This is a genomic window from Bradyrhizobium sp. BR2003 (assembly GCF_009720285.1).
GTDB lineage: Bacteria > Pseudomonadota > Alphaproteobacteria > Rhizobiales > Xanthobacteraceae > Bradyrhizobium > Bradyrhizobium elkanii.
Genome location: NZ_SMYJ01000021.1, coordinates 18,018 through 35,216, shown reverse-complemented (window position 1 = coordinate 35,216; position 17,199 = coordinate 18,018). Strand labels below are relative to the sequence as shown.

13 protein-coding genes are annotated in these 17,199 nt (G+C 63.9%); 7 read left to right on the top strand and 6 right to left on the bottom strand.

All coding sequences use genetic code 11. The features are described from left to right. Positions 1-45: 45 nt before the first annotated feature. Positions 46-972 carry a response regulator transcription factor gene (locus tag E2I15_RS15595; RefSeq protein WP_137476283.1) on the bottom strand — a complete coding sequence of 309 codons (927 nt, stop codon included), beginning with the start codon at positions 970-972 and terminating at the stop codon, positions 46-48. Beyond that, entirely contained in the window at positions 962-4,330 is a 3,369-nt protein-coding gene (locus tag E2I15_RS15590; RefSeq protein ID WP_137476282.1) for a hybrid sensor histidine kinase/response regulator, read from the bottom strand. Before E2I15_RS15590 ends, E2I15_RS15595 begins: the two co-directional genes overlap by 11 nt. A 168-nt stretch (positions 4,331-4,498) precedes the next feature. Here E2I15_RS15590 and urtA point away from each other — a divergent pair, with 168 nt between their 5' ends. The 7 genes from urtA (at position 4,499) to E2I15_RS15555 (ending at position 11,324) form a co-directional block, all read left to right on the top strand. Next, entirely contained in the window at positions 4,499-5,761 is a 1,263-nt protein-coding gene (urtA, locus tag E2I15_RS15585; protein WP_069278810.1) for an urea ABC transporter substrate-binding protein, read from the top strand. Positions 5,762-5,928: 167 nt separating this feature from the next. Beyond that, entirely contained in the window at positions 5,929-6,855 is a 927-nt protein-coding gene (urtB, locus tag E2I15_RS15580; RefSeq protein ID WP_026192568.1) for an urea ABC transporter permease subunit UrtB, read from the top strand. 17 nt (positions 6,856-6,872) lie between these two features. Continuing rightward, a complete protein-coding gene (urtC, locus tag E2I15_RS15575; protein ID WP_016845694.1) occupies positions 6,873-8,009 on the top strand; it encodes an urea ABC transporter permease subunit UrtC in 1,137 nt (378 codons plus the stop codon). A gap of 12 nt (positions 8,010-8,021) precedes the next feature. Beyond that, positions 8,022-8,777, top strand: a complete 756-nt coding sequence (gene urtD / locus E2I15_RS15570) for an urea ABC transporter ATP-binding protein UrtD (RefSeq protein WP_137476281.1) — start codon at positions 8,022-8,024, stop codon at positions 8,775-8,777. Positions 8,778-8,871: 94 nt separating this feature from the next. Then, positions 8,872-9,561, top strand: a complete 690-nt coding sequence (urtE, locus tag E2I15_RS15565) for an urea ABC transporter ATP-binding subunit UrtE (protein ID WP_137476280.1) — start codon at positions 8,872-8,874, stop codon at positions 9,559-9,561. A gap of 87 nt (positions 9,562-9,648) precedes the next feature. Next, a complete protein-coding gene (gene fmdA, locus E2I15_RS15560; RefSeq protein ID WP_137476279.1) occupies positions 9,649-10,878 on the top strand; it encodes a formamidase in 1,230 nt (409 codons plus the stop codon). A 98-nt stretch (positions 10,879-10,976) separates the two neighbouring features. After that, entirely contained in the window at positions 10,977-11,324 is a 348-nt protein-coding gene (locus E2I15_RS15555; RefSeq protein WP_137476278.1) for an FmdB family zinc ribbon protein, read from the top strand. A gap of 99 nt (positions 11,325-11,423) precedes the next feature. On the opposite strand, the gene E2I15_RS15550 is transcribed toward E2I15_RS15555, so the two are convergent. From E2I15_RS15550 to E2I15_RS15535, 4 genes are all read right to left on the bottom strand, one after another. Beyond that, positions 11,424-12,767, bottom strand: coding sequence for a PQQ-dependent sugar dehydrogenase (locus tag E2I15_RS15550; protein ID WP_137480650.1), 1,344 nt, complete (start codon positions 12,765-12,767; stop codon positions 11,424-11,426). Positions 12,768-12,847: 80 nt separating this feature from the next. Further along, on the bottom strand, positions 12,848-14,461 hold the full coding sequence (locus E2I15_RS15545; protein ID WP_137480652.1) for a DHA2 family efflux MFS transporter permease subunit: 1,614 nt from the start codon (positions 14,459-14,461) through the stop codon (positions 12,848-12,850). Further along, complete coding sequence (locus E2I15_RS15540; RefSeq protein WP_137480654.1) at positions 14,458-15,615, bottom strand: HlyD family secretion protein; 1,158 nt, start codon at positions 15,613-15,615, stop codon at positions 14,458-14,460. The genes E2I15_RS15545 and E2I15_RS15540 overlap by 4 nt, the downstream gene beginning before the upstream one ends. Before the next feature lie 83 nt (positions 15,616-15,698). Continuing rightward, the gene (locus E2I15_RS15535) at positions 15,699-17,192 is read right to left on the bottom strand and encodes a sensor histidine kinase (protein WP_137480949.1); all 1,494 of its coding nucleotides are present in this window, start codon (positions 17,190-17,192) and stop codon (positions 15,699-15,701) included. Positions 17,193-17,199: the final 7 nt, after the last annotated feature.

Sequence of the window (17,199 nt, the reverse complement as noted above, 5' to 3'; positions counted from 1 at the left end):
GCGCCTTGCGCACGTTTCGGTGCGTGGGGCGCAGCGTGCGTTCGATCAAGACTTGCGATGCCTTGCGTTGACCGCGATCGCGGCGGCGGCGGTGCGGTTCTCGACGCCGAGCTTGGCGTAGATCTGCTCGAGGTGCTTGTCGACGGTGCGCGGGCTGAGGCCGAGGATCTGCGCGATGTCGCGGTTGGTCTTGCCCTTGGAGAGCCAGGACAGCACCTCGCCCTCGCGGGTGGTCAGGCCGAGCTCGCTGGAGAACTCGGCCGGCAAGTCGCCGCTGGTGTCCTTCGCAAGCCGCAATAGGAATTCATTGGGCCCGAGCTTGCCCATATATTGCAGCCGAAGCTGCTCGTTGCCGGGGAATGACGCCACGGTCGCTGTCTTCTTTCCTGTGCCGCCCTTCTGCGCCTGCTCGAGCCATTGCGGCATCGGATCCGGCAGCGCGAAATTGTCGGCGGCGTCGGCGAGCGTATCCGACAGCAGTCGCTGTGCCTGCGGCGTCGCCCACAACAGCGCGCCGGCGCTGTTCACGGCGAGCAGATAGCGGCCGGAGACGTCGAGCGCCGCGCGGGCACTCTGCGTCATCCGCGCATTGGCGAGATGGACCCGGATGCGCGCCAGCATCTCCTCGACCACGATCGGCTTGGTCACATAATCGACGCCGCCGGCCTCCAGCCCGCGCACGATATGCTCGGTTTCGGCGAGGCCCGTCATGAAGATGATCGGCACGCCGTCGAGCCCTGCGTCGCGCTTCAGCCGCCGGCAGGTCTCGAAACCGTCCATGCCGGGCATCACGGCATCGAGCAGCACGATATCGGGCGTGATCTGGTCGACGATGCGCATCGCCGAGGCGCCGTCGAGCGCCACCATCACGGTCATGCCGGCGCCGTCGAGCGCGTCGGTCAGCAGGCGCAACGTCTCGGGCGAGTCGTCGACGACGAGCGCAACGTCGCGCTTCTTCTGTTCAATGGTCATAGCTGTGCAATGTCTTCAACGTCGCCATATATTGATCGAGATCGAACCGGTCGATCAGCGTGCGCATCTGGCTGACGAAATCGGCATGTTCGGGACACTCATTGCCGATCTCGTCGAGCTTGAGCTGAATCGCCCTGACATAGCCGAGCTGGCCGAGGCTGATCAGCTCTTCGACATATTTCACCGGCGGCCGCGAACCACTCTCGGGCTTCCATTGCGGAGGCGGGGCCGGCTCGGCTTCATACTGCCACTCGATCTTGAGCAATTGGCGGATGGTCTCGAGCAGCCGCGGAATGTCGATCGGCTTCATCAGGTAGCCGTCGTGGAACGGTTGCGCCAGCGGCGCGCCATGGGCCTCCAGCGCGCTGGCCGAGATCATCAGGATGCGTGCCTGGTGATGGCCTTCGGAGCGCAAGGTTTCGGCGACCGTCCAGCCGTCCATGCCAGCCATCGAGATATCGAGCAGGAACAGGTCCGGCCGGCAATGCTGCGCGAGGGCAAGACAGCCTGGCCCGTCCGGCGCGCTGAGCAGGATGAAGCCGAGCGGCGTCAGGATCTCGCGCAACAGGTCGCGGTGGGTCGGGTCGTCGTCGGTGATCAGGATGGTCTTGCGCGGACCGTGATAGCCGTACACGGGAGCATCGACCGGCGCATCGCGGCGTGGATTGGTGACCTCCGACAGCAGCAGCTTGACGCGGAACGTGCTGCCGGTGCCGACCGTGCTCAAAACCTTGATGTCGCCGCCCATCACACCCGCGAGCAGGCGGCTGATGGTGAGCCCGAGTCCGGTGCCGGTCTGCGGCTGGGTGACGCCAAGCGCGCCACGCTCGAACGGGGCGAAGATCCGTTCGAGATCGTCGGGCTGGATGCCCGGTCCGGTATCGATCACCTCGAACTCTGCGACCGGGCTGCGGTAATGCACCACGAACTGCACCTGGCCGGATTGCGTGAACTTGATCGCATTCGACAGCAGGTTGATCAGGATCTGCCGCAGCCGCTTCTCGTCGGCATAGACCACGACCGGCAGCACAGCCGGCCGTTTGAACACGAAGTCGATGCCCTTGGCTGCCGCCTGCAGGCGGAACATGCCGACCAGCTGCTCGAGGAAATCGTTCAGCCGAACCTCGTCGCGCGACAGGTAGAGACGGCCGGCCTCGATCTTGGAGATATCGAGGATGCCGTCGATCAGGCCCGAGAGATGATCGGCGCTGCGGCGGACCACGCGCACCTGCTCGCGCGGCCGCACCTGCAGGCTGTCGTCCTGCTCCAATAGCTGCGCGTAGCCGGAGATCGCATTCAGCGGCGAACGAAGTTCGTGACTGAGGCCCACGACGTACCGGCTCTTGGCGAGATTGGCTGACTCCGCGACCTCCTTGGCGCGCTGCAGTTCGGCATCGGTGCGCTTGTGGGCGTCGATTTCCTGGATCAGCAGCGTGGTCTGCCGGCGTGTTTCCGCTTCCGCGGCGCGCCGGCTCTGTTGCGCCAGCACGAACAGCCAGGCGACGACGCCGATGATGAGGGTCAGCGCAAAGAACACCTTCCAGAGCACGTCGGCCAATAATTCGTTGGCATGCACGCCCGCCGTAGTCTGCAGGTAGATCAGGCCGAGCACCAACGCCACGAGGCCGGCGGAGACCGCGAACACGCCGAGATAATGCCCGAGCTGCGAGTTGATGCGGGCATAGATCGGCTGCGGCATCACTTTGCCCAACGCATCCGACACCTGCGCACCGATCCGGCCATGCGGCTTGCAGAGGTCATGGCAGCGTGCGTCGAGCGAGCAGCACAGCGAGCAGATCGGGCCGGCATAGGCGGGGCAGGAAGCCATGTCCTCGGGCTCGAACGCATGCTCGCAGATACAGCACTGGATCGACTCGATGTTCTGCCAGCTCCGCTTCGGCTTGCGGGCGATGTAGTACTTGCCGTCGGTGGCCCAGGCGATCAGGGGAGCCGTGACGAATGCGACCGCAAGCGCCACGAAGGCTGACAGCGCCTTCGCGGTCGGGCCGAACAGGCCGTAGAACGCGCTGATCGAGACCACGGTCGCGATCGTCATCGCGCCGACGCCGACCGGATTGATATCGCAGAGATGAGCGCGCTTGAACTCGATGTGCTGCGGCCGCAAGCCGAGCGGCTTGTTGATGACGAGATCGGCCACCAGCGCGCCGACCCACGCGATCGCGACGTTGGAGTAGAGCGCGAGCGTCTGCTCCAGCGCCTTGTAGACGCCGATCTCCATCAGCAGCAGCGCGACGACGACGTTGAACACCAGCCACACCACGCGGCCGGGATGCGAGTGGGTGAGGCGGGAGAAGAAATTCGACCAAGCGATCGAGCCGGCATAGGCGTTGGTGACGTTGATCTTGACCTGCGACAGGATCACGAACGTCCCGGTCAGCGCCATCGCCAGATCCGGCTGCGACAGCACATAGCGGAACGCCTCGAGGTACATGTTGGCGGGCTCCGCCGCGTGCTCGGCCGAGACGCCGTGGCTGAGCGCGAAGAAGGCGAGGAACGAGCCGGCCAGCAGCTTGAGCGCGCCGAGCACGATCCAGCCCGGACCGGCGCTCAGCAGCGCGATCCACCAGGCCTTACGCGAGGTGCGGCGGTCGCGCGGCAGAAAGCGCAGGAAGTCGACCTGCTCGCCGATTTGCGCCACCAGCGCGAATACCACGGAGGCTGCGGTGCCGAACAGCAGCAGATCGAGATTCCCTGCGGGATCGCCGTGATCGCCGGCGAATTTGCGCCATTCGGTGAACGAATGCGGATTGGCCCAGGCGATCGCCGCGAACGGCATGATGTGCAGGATGATCCACAGCGGCTGGGTCCAGAGCTGGAAGCGGCTGATCAGCGTGATGCCGTAGATGACAAGCGGAATGATCACGACCGCGCTGATCAAATAGCCGACCGGCCGCGGGATGCCGAAGCACATGTCGAGCGCGCTGGCGAGGATCACCGCCTCGATCGCGAAGAAGATGAAGGTGAAGGAGGCGTAGATCAGCGAGGTGATGGTCGAGCCGATATAGCCGAAGCCGGCGCCGCGGGTGAGCAGATCGATGTCGATACCGCTTTTCGCGGCATGGTAGGCGATCGGCAGTCCGCAGAGGAAGATGATGACGCTGACGACCAGGATCGCGGCGGAGGCATTCATTGCGCCGTAGTTCAGCGTAATGGTGCCGCCGATCGCCTCCAGCGCAAGGAACGAGATCGCCCCGAGCGCGGTGTTGGCAACCCGGGCGGCTGACCAGCGCCGCGCGCTCTTGGCGGTGAAGCGCAGCGCGTAGTCTTCCAGCGTCTGGTTGGCGACCCATTGATTGTATTGGCGCCTGACGCGGTCTATCCGCTGCCGCCCTGCCACTCGTTTGAACTCCTGGTCCACGATGCGCTGATCGCGGGCAAATCCCGTACCAAAAACCTACGTCGCTATTTTGCGGTGCAGTATACGCGATCTCACGTATCAGTGCGCTGCACAAAAGTGAGCAATCCTAGCCTCATCAATAAGCGTTCTCGAACCAATGGGGTGCTCATGTCAGACGATACAAAACCAGGACTGCCGTCTCCGCTCCGCCGCAAGCTCTTGATGGGAATGGCCGCTTTGCCGGCCATGTCGATGCTGGGCCGTCCGGCATTTGCCGACGTTCCTGCAACCTCTGCGGTCAACACCACCGGTCTTGCAGTCACTGATAGCGAAGTCACGGTCGGCATCCTGCATTCCGTGACCGGCACCATGGCGATCTCCGAGACCGGGTCGGTCGAGGCCGAGAAGCTCGCGATCGAGCAGATCAACGCCGCCGGCGGCGTGCTCGGCCGCAAGATCAAGTTCATCCAGGAGGACGGCGCCAGCGACTGGCCGACCTTCGCGGAAAAGGCCAAGAAACTGCTGGTCAACGACAAATGCGCGGCCGTGATGGGCTGCTGGACCTCGGCCTCGCGCAAGGCGGTGCTGCCGGTGTTCGAGCAGTACAACGGCATGCTGTACTACCCGACGTTCTATGAAGGCCTCGAGCAGTCCAAGAACGTCATCTACACCGGCCAGGAGGCGACGCAGCAGATCATCGCCGGCCTCGACTGGGTCAACAAAACCAAGGGCGCCAAGAGCTTCTACCTGCTCGGCTCGGACTACATCTGGCCGCGCACCTCGAACAAGATCGCGCGCAAGCACATCGAGAACCATCTGCAAGGCTGCAAGGTGGTCGGCGAGGAATACTTCCCGCTCGGCTCGACCCAGTTCAACTCGGTCATCAACAAGATCAAGCTGACCAAGCCGGACGTGATCTACGCGATCATCGTCGGCGGCTCGAACGTCGCATTCTACAAGCAGCTGAAAGCGGCCGGCATCGACCTGTCCAAGCAGACGCTGCTCACGATCTCGGTCACCGAGGACGAGATCGACGGTATCGGCGGCGAGAACATCGCCGGCGCCTATGCCTGCATGAAGTACTTCCAGTCGCTCGACAATCCGAACAACAAGGCTTTCGTGCCCGCCTTCAAGAAAATGTGGGGCGAGAAGACCGTGATCGGCGACGTCACGCAGGCTGCCTATCTCGGTCCGTGGCTGTGGAAGTTGACGGTGGAGAAGGCCGGCTCCTTCGACATCGACAAGGTGGCGGCGGCGTCGCCCGGCGTCGAGTTCAAGGGCGCGCCGGAAGGTTACGTCCGGATCCACGAGAACCATCACCTCTGGTCGAAGACCCGCGTCGGGCGCGCCAAGGCCGACGGCCAATACGAGCTGATCTACGAGACCGCCGATCTCGTCGAGCCGGATCCGTTCCCCAAGGGCTACCAGTGAGCCAGTAGCCCGCATGAGCGGAGCGATATGCGGGATCGCACCGGGTATCGCTGCCGCTCACCCGGGCTACGGAGCTTCCAATGTATCGTGGCGTGGACGTCACCGTCCACGCCACGGAACCAGCGTCGCTTGACCGGCGGCGCGTGCCCCTTGGACTGGAGGACATCATGTTCGGCGACTATTCGATCAGCGATCTCGGCGCCATCCTTGCGATGCAGGGATTTGCCGGGCTCATCCTGTTCTCCGTCTACGTGCTGATGGCGCTCGGGCTTGCCATCATCTTCGGCCAGATGGGCGTCATCAACATGGCCCATGGCGAGTTCATGATCCTGGGGGCCTACGTCACCTGGATGACGTCGAACGCCGTGCAGCACGTCGCGCCCTGGCTGTTCCCCGGCTACTTCTTCATCGCAATGATCCTGGCGTTCATCGCCTCCGGCGCGCTCGGCATGCTGGTCGAGTGGGCGCTGATACGCCATCTCTACAAGCGTCCGCTCGACACGCTGCTGGCGACCTGGGGTCTCAGCCTGATCCTGCAACAGGCCTATCGCTCGATCTTCGGCGCGCGCGAGGTCGGCGTCGAACTGCCGGAATGGATGATGGGCTCCTGGCAGGCGACCGACTCCATTCAGATCCCGATCAACGGCATGTTCGTGATGGGATTGACCATCCTGATCACGATCGCGGTCGCCTATGTGCTGTTCTGGTCAAGCTGGGGCAAGCAGGTGCGCGCCGTGGTGCAGAACCGCGTGATGGCGGGCGCCGTCGGCATCAATACCGAGAAGGTCGATCGTTACACCTTTGGCCTCGGCTGCGGCATCGCCGGCATCGCGGGCTCGGCCTTCACCATGATCGGCTCGACCGGACCGACCGCCGGCCAGCTCTACATCGTCGACACCTTCCTGGTCGTCGTGTTTGGCGGCGCCGCTTCGCTGTTCGGCACCATCGCCTCCGCCTTCTCGATCTCGCAGACCCAATCGACGCTGGAATTCTTCCTGTCGGGATCGATGGCCAAGGTGATCACGCTGCTGACGATCGTCGCGATCCTGATGGTGCGTCCTCAGGGGCTCTTCGCGCTCAAGGTCCGCAAATAAGAACAAGCAGGCTGGTCATGATCATCAACTCGCGCTTTTTCAATCGCTCCGAACTGCTCGGCTTCCTTGCGCTCGCGGTGCTGCTGTTTCTCGTCCTGCCGCTGTCGCTCGATATCTTCCGCCTCAACCTGGTCGCCAAATATTTGACCTATGCCTTCGTCGGGATCGGCCTCGTGCTGTGCTGGGGCTATGGCGGCATCCTGAGCCTGGGGCAGGGCGTGTTCTTCGGCCTCGGCGGCTACTGCATGGCGATGTACCTCAAGCTCGAGGCGTCTTCGGTCGCGAACACCAAGATCCAGTCGACGCCGGGCATCCCCGATTTCATGGATTGGAACCAGCTCACCTCGCTGCCCTTCTTCTGGAAGCCGTTCCACAGCTTCCCGGTAGCGCTGATCGCGATCATCCTGGTGCCGGCGATCTTCTCCTTCATCATCGGCGCTGCGATGTTCAAGCGCCGGGTCGGCGGCGTCTACTTTGCGATCATCACCCAGGCGATCGCGGCGATCATGACCATCCTGATCGTGGGCCAGCAGGGCTACACCGGCGGCATCAACGGGATCACCGACCTGCGAACGCTGCATGGCTGGGATATCCGAACCGATCACGCCAAGTACATCCTCTATTTCGTGGAGGTGGTATTGTTGTTCGGCTGCATCTGCGCCGCGCAGTTCATCCGCCTGACAAAACTCGGGCGCATCCTGGTGGCGATGAGAGAGCAGGAGGATCGCGTGCGTTTCTCCGGTTACAGCGTCGCCAACTTCAAGATCTTCGCGTTCTGCGCCGCGGCCGTGTTCGCTGCGATCGGCGGCGCCATGTTCACACTCGAGGTCGGCTTCATGTCGCCGTCCTTCGTCGGCATCGTGCCGTCGATCGAGATGGTGATCTACACCGCAGTCGGCGGCCGGATGTCGATCTTCGGCGCAGTCTGGGGCGCGCTGCTGGTCAACTTCGCCAAGACCAGTCTCTCGGAGTCCTTCCCGCAGCTCTGGCTGTTCGGCCTCGGCGCGCTGTTCATCGCGGTCGTGCTCGCGTTCCCGAACGGCCTCTCCGGCATCTGGGCGGACCACGTCCAGCCGCGCATCGATCGCCTGTTGGCATCGCGCAAATCGAAATCGGCGGCTGGCCTGATCGCCGACGGCGCACCGGCCGAGTGAGGAGGGATCATCATGCTCGTCGGCCATCAGCCCAAGGACTTCCTGCTCGCGGTCTCCGGTCTCACCGTGTCCTTTGACGGCTTCAAGGCCGTCAACGATCTCTCCTTCTATGTCGAGGAGAACGAGATCCGCGTCATCATCGGCCCAAACGGCGCCGGCAAGACCACGGTGCTCGACCTGATCTGCGGCAAGACAAGGGCGACGTCAGGCTCGATCCAGTTCCGCGGCCAGGAGCTGACCAGGTTGCGCGAGAACGAGATCGTGCAGGCCGGGGTGGGACGCAAGTTCCAGACGCCGTCGGTGTTCGAGGATCTCACCGTGTTCGAGAACCTCGAGATCTCCTTCCCGCGCGGCCGCACCGTGTTCGGCTCGCTCACCTTTCAGCGCGACGACACGGTCAGGCAGCGGGTCGAGGAGGTCGCCAAGATGATCTTCCTGAAGGACAAGCTCAACACCTATGCCGACCAGCTGAGCCACGGCCAGAAGCAGTGGCTCGAGATCGGCATGCTGCTGATCCAGGATCCGGACCTCTTGATGCTCGACGAACCGGTCGCCGGCATGAGCGTCTCCGAGCGCGCCAAGACGGCCGAGCTGCTCAACCGCATCATCAAGGATCGTTCGGTCCTGGTGATCGAGCACGACATGAAGTTTGTCGAGGACATCGCGCACAAGGTCACGGTGCTGCACCAGGGACAGATCCTGTCCGAGGGAACGATGGAGCACGTCAAGAACGATCCGAAGGTCATTGAAGTCTATTTGGGGCATTGACGCATGCTTACGACAGATCGAACCGCGAACTCTCGGTTCACCTCTCCCCGCCGGGGAGAGGTGAAGAGAAGCTTCCCTCTGTAGGAGACCGTCGATGCTGGCAATCAATGATCTTCACGTTGCCTATGGCCAGAGCGAGGTGCTGCATGGCCTCAACGTCTCGGTCGCGCCCAACGAGATCGTCGCGATCATGGGCCGCAACGGCATGGGCAAGACGACGCTGATGAAATCGCTGATGGGTATCCTGCCGGCCAAGAGCGGCAAGGTGACCATGGACGGCACCGAGCTCGGTACGATGAAGAGCTATGAGCGGGTGGCGAAGGGGCTCGCCTACGTCCCTCAAGGCCGCATGATCTTCTCCACCATGACGGTGAAGGAGAACATCGAGACCGGGCTCGTGGTGTCAGGCGGTTCCGAGGTGCCCGGCGACATCTACGAATTGTTCCCGGTGCTGCTCGAGATGAAGGGCCGCCGCGGCGGCAATCTCTCGGGCGGACAACAGCAGCAGCTCGCGATCGCCCGCGCGCTGGCGACCAAGCCCAAGGTGCTGCTGCTTGACGAGCCGACCGAAGGAATCCAGCCGTCGATCATCAAGGACATGGCGCGCACATTGAAGCGGATCCGCGATGAGCGGGGATTGTCGATCGTCGTCTCCGAACAGGTTCTCAGCTTCGCGCTCGACATCGCCGACCGCGTCCTCGTCATCGAGAACGGCGAGATCGTCCGCGACGATCCGCGCGCCAGCGTCGATGCCGCACAGATCTCGAAATATTTGTCCGTCTAACAGAGCGTGATCCGGAAGAGCATGAAGCGGTTTTCCGACAAGATCACGCTCAAACTTTCAACTGTGTAACCCAAGGGGAGCATCTCGATGCCAGATACACTGATCAAGGTCGATCTCAGCAAGTCGGCCTATGAAAACGACAAGATCCACAACCGCTGGCATCCGGAGGTTCCGATCGTCGAGTGGGTCAGCCCCGGCGACGACTTCATCATCGAGACCGTCGACTGGACCGGCGGCTTCATCAAGAACAACGATTCCGCCGACGATGTGCGCGACATCGATCTGTCGATCGTGCATTTCCTGTCCGGTCCGATCGGCGTCAAGGGCGCCGAGCCCGGCGATCTCCTCGTCGTCGACCTGCTCGACGTCGGTCCGTTGAAGGAAAGCCTGTGGGGCTTCAACGGCTTCTTCTCCAAGCAGAACGGCGGCGGCTTCCTCACCGACCACTTCCCGCTGGCGCAGAAGTCGATCTGGGACATCAAGGGCCTCTACACCTCATCGCGCCACGTCCCCGGCGTGAACTTCGCGGGCCTGATCCATCCCGGCCTGATCGGCTGTCTGCCCGATGCCAAGATGCTGGCAGCGTGGAATGCGCGCGAAGCCGAGCTGATCGCGACCAACCCGACCCGCGTGCCGGGCCTCGCCAATCCGCCGTTCGCGCCGACCGCGCATGCCGGCCAGGCAAAGGGGGACGTCAAGGCCAAGATCGGCCTCGAGGGCGCCCGCACGGTGCCGCCGCGCGAGCATGGCGGCAATTGCGACATCAAGGATCTGTCGCGCGGCTCGAAGATCTACTTCCCGGTCTATGTGCCGGGCGGCGGGCTGTCGATGGGCGATCTGCATTTCAGCCAGGGCGACGGCGAGATCACCTTCTGCGGCGCCATCGAAATGGCCGGCTGGCTGCACATCAAGGTCGATCTCATCAAGGACGGCGTCTCGAAATACGGCATCAAGAATCCCGTGTTCAAGCCGTCCCCGATCACGCCGAACTACAAGGACTATCTGATCTTCGAGGGCATCTCGGTCGACGAGGCCGGCAAGCAGCATTATCTCGACGTCCACATCGCCTATCGCCAGGCCTGCCTGAACGCGATCGAATATCTGAAGAAGTTCGGCTACTCCGGCGCCCAAGCCTATTCGATCCTCGGCACCGCGCCGTGCCAGGGCCACATCTCCGGCGTGGTCGACGTGCCGAATGCCTGCGCCACGTTGTGGCTACCGACGGAGATCTTCGACTTCGACGTCATGCCGTCGTCGGCGGGACCGATCAAGCACATCAAGGGTGACGTGCAGATGCCGATCTCGCCCGACAAATGATCCTCTGAGTGATCCCTGCGCGAAGGGTGCGGGACGGCTGCGTATTGGCCGCCCCGCATCCATCGCCGGGCTTCACACGACTGCGCAAGGATACGAAAATGCCGATCTACGAATATCTCTGCAACGACTGCGGCCCGTTCACCGACATGCGGCCGATGTCGGAATGCGACCTGCCGCAGGATTGCCCGCAATGCGAGGCGACGTCGCCGCGCGTGATCCTCACTGCGCCGGCGTTCTTCTGCATGCCCTCGGACAAGCGCAAGGCGCACGCCACCAACGAGCAGAGCCGGCATGCGCCGAAGACGCTCGATCAATACAAGGCGGCGCACGGCCCGGGCTGCGGCTGCTGCTCCACCGGAAAGAAGAAGCCGGCACGGCTGATGACCAAGACCAAGAGCGGCGCCAAGGGCTTTCCGACCGCGCGGCCCTGGATGATCAGCCACTAGAGCGTTTTCGAGCGAAGTGGACACCGGTTCGCGTGAAGAAAACGCGTCAAAACAAGAATCTAGAGCTTCGGTTCTGATTCAATCAGAACCGAAAATGCTCTAGTCGCGGCTGACGCGCCAGATCGTGCCGTTGCCGTCTTCGGAGACCAGCAGTGCACCGTCGCGCGCGACCGTCACGCCGACCGGACGGCCCCAAACCTCATTGTCGCCGATGACGAAGCCGGTGACGAAATCCTCGTATTCGCCGGTCGGCACGCCGTCCTTCAGCCTGATGCGGATGACCTTGTAGCCGGTGCGCTTCGACCGATTCCACGAGCCGTGTTCGGCGGCAAAAGCATCGCCGCGATATTCCGGCGGAAAACTGCTGCCGGTGTAGAAGGTCAGGCCAAGCGACGCCGAGTGGGCCTGCAACAGCACGTCGGGGACTGTCACCTTGTCCTTCAGGTCGGGCCGCGCGCCGGCATGCGCGGGGTCTTCGTTGCCGCCGATGTAGTACCAAGGCCAGCCGTAGAACGCGCCTTCGCGGACCCGTGTCACATAGTCGGGCACAAGATTGTCGCCGCGGCCGTCGCGCTCGTTGGTCGAACACCACGGCGTACCGCTTCCGGGCTGGACCGCAAGTCCGACGCAGTTGCGGATCCCCGTGGCAAACAGCTTCTGGTTCTTGCCGTCGGGATCGAAGGCGAGCACGGCGGCGCGGTCGGTCTCGTCGCCCCAGGCCGCGCCGAGTGCTTGGTCTCGGCTCCAGGCCTCGATGCCCTTCGGCGGGCGGCCCAGCCCCTCGCCTGCATTGCCGGCGGAGCCGACCGACACCAGCATCCGCTTGTCGTCCGGCGTGAACACGATATCACGCGTGGAATGGCCGTAGCCGTGCGGCAGCCGGGCGACGATCGTCTCGGGCTTTCCCGACGCCTTGAGATCGCCGTTACGGTAGGCAAAGCGCACGACGCTGTCGGTGTTGGCGACATAGAGCCATTGCGGAGCGTCACCGCTCGGGAAGAATGCGATGCCGAACGGCTGGTTCAATCCGGTTGCGTAGACTTCATTGGTCGCAGGCCTGGCAGCACCATCGGCGCTGCGCAGAATACGAATGCGGCCCGAGCCGGTTTCCACGACGAAGATATCGCCATTGGGCGCGGTCCGGATGATTCGTGGGCCGCTGAGCCCGCTCGCGAACAGTTCGACCTTGAACCCTGCCGGCACCTGCGGCGTGACCGATGCAGGTCTCGGCATGACGCGCGGAAACTTGCTGCTCGACGCCGTTGCCCCGGGCTTGGGTAAGTCCTGCGGTGTGATCAGGCGCACCGTGCCCGGCTTATCGCGTTGCCAATCGCCGAAGGCTTCCGCGCCTTTCAGCACGGGCTCGGCGCCCGACCGCGTGATGCTGACCGCCGCGAGGAAAACGACCGACAAACCCGCACCGGCAAGATTCCTCCTGGGCATATGCTCCTCGCGCGATTTCCCTTCGGTCACGCCCGTCATAGCGCGGTTCGGCCGCTCCCGCGTTCACAATGTCGTCTGCTTTAATGCCCCTTGGGCGGCGCCGTCAGATCGAGCGGTTTGATAATCAGCGCCAGCGGAATCATCACGAGCCCGATGATCGAGAGCATCCAGAACACGTCGATATAGGCGAGCAGGTCCACCTGCCGCTGCAAGGTCTGGCCGACCCAGGCGACCGCCTGGGACGCGGCATCCGATGCATTCGACCCCTGTGCCTGAAAGAAACGCGTCATCGTGTCGATGGTCTGCTGATACCCGATATCCGATGGCGCGGCATGCTCGACCAGTCGGCTCTGGTGGAATTGCTGGCGTTGCGCCAGCGCGGTCTGGGCCAGTGCGACGCCCATCGACCCGCCGATATTGCGCGCGACATTGATCAGGGCCGAGGCCTGGTTGGTCTTGTCCGGCGGCACGCCGTCATATGAGGCCGTCGTGACTGGCAAGAACAGGAACGGAAGCCCGGCGGAGAGGAAGATGCGTGCGAGCGCGGCGTAGCCATAGGTGATGTCGCCGTTCAGTCCCGTCAGATGCCACATCGAGAACGCGACGATGCAGCCGCCGACGGCGATCAGATATTTCGGCTGGACGCGGCTGACGAGGTTGCCGACCACCGGCATCAAGATCAGCGTGACGACGCCGCCGGGCGACAGTGCGAGCCCTGCCAGCAGCGCGGTATAGTTCAGCTCGGTCTGCAACAGCTGCGGCAGGAGCTGCGTCGACGAGATCAGGACCGCGCCGGTGCACAGCATCACCAGGAAACACGATCCGAACTGGCGGCGTCCCAGCAGGCGGAGATCGACGATCGGGTCCTTGCGCGTCAGCTCCCACGGGATCAGCGCGATCAGACAAATCGCCGAGGCCAGCGCGAAACCGACGATCATGTCGGACGCGAACCAGTCCTTGCGCTGGCCTTCGTCGAGCACGAATTCGAGCGAACCGAGCCCGATCGCGACCAGCACGAAGCCGATATAGTCGACGCGCAGGCCGTCCTTGAGCAGGTCCTTGCGCTCCTCCTCGGCGCCGGACGGCTCCTTGACCAGCGTCCCGACCAGGATTAGCGAGAGCAAGCCCATCGGCACGTTGATCAGAAAGATCCAGTGCCAGCTGTAGGTATCGGTGATCCAGCCGCCGAGCGTCGGCCCGACCACGGGAGCAACGACCACTGCGACGCCGTAGATCGCGAACGCCTGGCCACGCTTGGCCGGCGGAAAGGAGTCGGCGAGGATCGCCTGCTCGCTCGTCGCCATCCCGCCGCCGCCGAGGCCCTGGATGATCCGGAACAGAACCAGCGCCTCCAGGCTCCAGGCAAGCCCGCACAGCAGGGACGCGAATGCGAAGGTGCCGACGCAGATCATGTAGAAGCGCTTGCGACCGATCACGGTCGAGAGCCAGCCCGAGATCGACAGCACGATCGCGTTGGCGACCAGATAGCTGGTGATGACATAGGTGCTCTCGTCGATGCCGACCGCCAGGCCGCCAGCGATATGGCGCAAGGCCACATTGGCGATCGTGGTGTCCAGCACCTCCATGAACGTCGCGATCGAGACGACGAAGGCGATCAGATAGGGATTATGTCCGCCGGCAGCCGAACGCTCCGGCGACCAGGCCGCGCCGCCGCCTGCCGCAACGTCGCTCATCGCACCCTGGTCCAGGGCACGACGGACATGCCCGGCCCGATCGGAACGTCATTCGGCCAATTGTCGATCAGGATCTTCACGGGAACGCGCTGCACGACCTTGACGAAATTGCCGGTCGCGTTCTCCGCCGGCAGCAGGCTGAACGCAGTGCCCGAGCCCGGCTGAACCGAAGCCACGCGGCCGGTGAGCTTGCGCCCCGGATACGCATCGATCCTGATCTCGACCGGCTGGCCGGGGCGCATATCCGCCAGCTGCGTTTCCTTGTAGTTGGCGGTGATCCAGACCTCGTCAGGAACGAACATCATGATGCTCTGGGCCGGCGCCACATAGGTGCCGACCGCGCCGCTCAGCTTGACGACGCGTCCGGATTGCGCCGCGACGATGCTTGTATATTGCAGGTTCAATTTGGCCTGATCGAGCTGTGCCTGCGCCTGCTCCAGCGATGCCTTGCTGCTCTTGAGCTGAGCCTCGAGCGTCTTGACGCCGAGCTCGGCCGCAGTCACTGCCGTCCTGGCGCGGCTGGCATTGGCCTGCTGGGCGTCGAGATCCGAGCGGGTCTGCTGCTGCCGCTGCACCGTGCCCGCCCCCTTCTCGACGAGGTTCTGGGCGCGCTCCGCCTCCTCCCGCGCGAACTTCAATTGCGCCTCGGCCTGCTGCTGCTGCGCCTTGGCTTCCTTGATCTGCTCCTGCTGGCTGTCGATCTGGGCATCGACATTGGCGACATTAGCCTCTGCGACCGCGACCTGCGCGCCGGCCTGATCGACGGCGATCTTGTAGTCGCGCTCGTCGATCCTCGCGAGGAGGTCGCCGGCATTGACGTGCTGGTTGTCGGTGACGGGGACCTCGACGACGTAGCCGCCCACCTTTGCCGCCACCGCAAAGCTGCGTGCGGCCACGAACGCGTCGTCGGTCGATTCATAGTGACGCACGTTGAGCCAATAGCTCACACCACCGATGATCGCGAGCAGGAGCAGACAGGCGCCGACTGTGGCGAGCAGCCAGTGCTCGCGCAGCCGGTCGCGCATTGATGGCTTGCGCCCGGTTTCCTGCTGTGGCGAGGATGCGCTGTGGGGTGGCGATCCTTGCTCGGGATTGCGCTTGGGCTGCCGCGGCTTCTCCCCGGACGGCCCGCGCTCTCGGGTTTGGGCATCCACGGCAGCACCTCAAGCCACGAATGGAGCGATCAAGCCCCGTTAACCGCAGCGTCCGGCGCTTGGTTCCTGTCCGGCCCGAGGCGCTACACGGCTCTGGAACTGACCAAGGGCTTACGTTCGGCTGCCGACGGTTCGCGGAACGCCGGCGTCTCCCCGACAATCGGCTTGAGCGGAACCGTGAGCCGGCACACCAGGCCCTCGGCGCGCCAATCGAAGTCGGCGCGCCCGCCGAGCTGGGTTTCGATACTGGCGATCACGCTTCGGGTGCCGAAACCTTTCTGCTTCGGCTTGGTCACGGGAGGTCCGCCGGATTCCACCCAGACCAGGATCAGTGTGTCGTCGTGCAGTTCCCAGGTGATCGCGAGCCGGCCCGCCAGCACCGACAGGCTGCCATATTTGGCGGAGTTGGTGACGAGCTCATGCAGCGCCAGTGCCAGCGTCTGCGCGGTCGCGGGCTGCAACTGCACCTCCGCGCCATCGATCTGGATCTGCCCGGCTTCCGAATACGGCGCGATCTCCTCGGTAACCAGCCGCCGGATTTCAGCGCCCTGCCAGCTCGACAGCGACAGCACGGTGTGAACGCGTGCCAGCGCCGTGATGCGGCCCTCGACCGCCCGCACATAGGCGGTCACGTTCTGCGCGCGCGTCAGCCGTACGATCGATTGCGCCAGCGCGAGCGCGTTCTTGGCGCGATGGTCGACCTCGCGGGTCAACAGGCTCTGCCGCTCCTCGGCCTTCTTGCGGTCGGTGATGTCGACGGTGACGCCGCTCACCCGGACCACCTTGCCGTTGCGATCGCTGGTGGCCGCGGCCGTGCCGACGCACCAGCGCACCTCGCCGTCCGGCCGCATGATGCGGAATTCGGTTTCGTAGGACGTCTGGCCCTTGCCGAAGCCGGTCCAGGCTTGCCGGAGGTGCTCGACATCGTCGGGATGAAACAGCGCCTGTATATTGTCGGAGGTGAGCTTGAAGGACTTCGGGTCAACGCCGAAGATCTTGTATTGCCCCTCGTCCCACATCCAGTCGCCGTTGACCCAATCCCAGTCCCACGAACCCATCTTGCCGGCGGCAATCGCCATGCTGCGGCGCGCCTCGCTCTCGACAAGCCGCGTGGTCGACTGCTCGAGCTCGGCGGTGCGCGCGCGCACGCGGTCCTCGAGCTCCGCGTTGAGGCGTTCGAGCTGCCGTGTCTTGCGGTAGAGCTCGGCGAATACGCGGATCTTTGCCCGCAGCACCTCGGGCACGACAGGCACCGGCACGTAATCGACCGCGCCCATCTCGTAGCCGCGAAGCCGGTCGATATCGCTGACCTGGATTGCCGAGATGAAGATCATCGCGGTCTTCTGGAATCGCGGATGTTCGCGGATCATCGCCGCGAGCTCGAAGCCGTCGAGCTCTGGCATACAGACGTCGACCAGGATGACCGCGACTTCGTTCTTGAGCAGGAACTCCAGCGCCTCGCGGCCCGACGACGCGGCGACGAGCGTCTCGCCGAGCTCCTTCAGGATGACCTCATAGGCCAGCAGCTTCGCCGGCTGGTCATCGACCAGAAGGATGTTTACCTTTTCGTGGTCCATCATGTTC

Coding starts and splice junctions, on each gene's coding strand:
- urtA (WP_069278810.1), top strand. CDS start 4,499: ATGTCAGACGATACAAAACCAGGACTGCCGTCTCCGCTCCGCCGCAAG.
- urtB (WP_026192568.1), top strand. CDS start 5,929: ATGTTCGGCGACTATTCGATCAGCGATCTCGGCGCCATCCTTGCGATG.
- urtD (WP_137476281.1), top strand. CDS start 8,022: ATGCTCGTCGGCCATCAGCCCAAGGACTTCCTGCTCGCGGTCTCCGGT.
- urtC (WP_016845694.1), top strand. CDS start 6,873: ATGATCATCAACTCGCGCTTTTTCAATCGCTCCGAACTGCTCGGCTTC.
- E2I15_RS15535 (WP_137480949.1), bottom strand. CDS start 17,192: ATGGACCACGAAAAGGTAAACATCCTTCTGGTCGATGACCAGCCGGCG.
- E2I15_RS15595 (WP_137476283.1), bottom strand. CDS start 972: ATGACCATTGAACAGAAGAAGCGCGACGTTGCGCTCGTCGTCGACGAC.
- E2I15_RS15555 (WP_137476278.1), top strand. CDS start 10,977: ATGCCGATCTACGAATATCTCTGCAACGACTGCGGCCCGTTCACCGAC.
- urtE (WP_137476280.1), top strand. CDS start 8,872: ATGCTGGCAATCAATGATCTTCACGTTGCCTATGGCCAGAGCGAGGTG.
- E2I15_RS15545 (WP_137480652.1), bottom strand. CDS start 14,461: ATGAGCGACGTTGCGGCAGGCGGCGGCGCGGCCTGGTCGCCGGAGCGT.
- E2I15_RS15550 (WP_137480650.1), bottom strand. CDS start 12,767: ATGCCCAGGAGGAATCTTGCCGGTGCGGGTTTGTCGGTCGTTTTCCTC.
- fmdA (WP_137476279.1), top strand. CDS start 9,649: ATGCCAGATACACTGATCAAGGTCGATCTCAGCAAGTCGGCCTATGAA.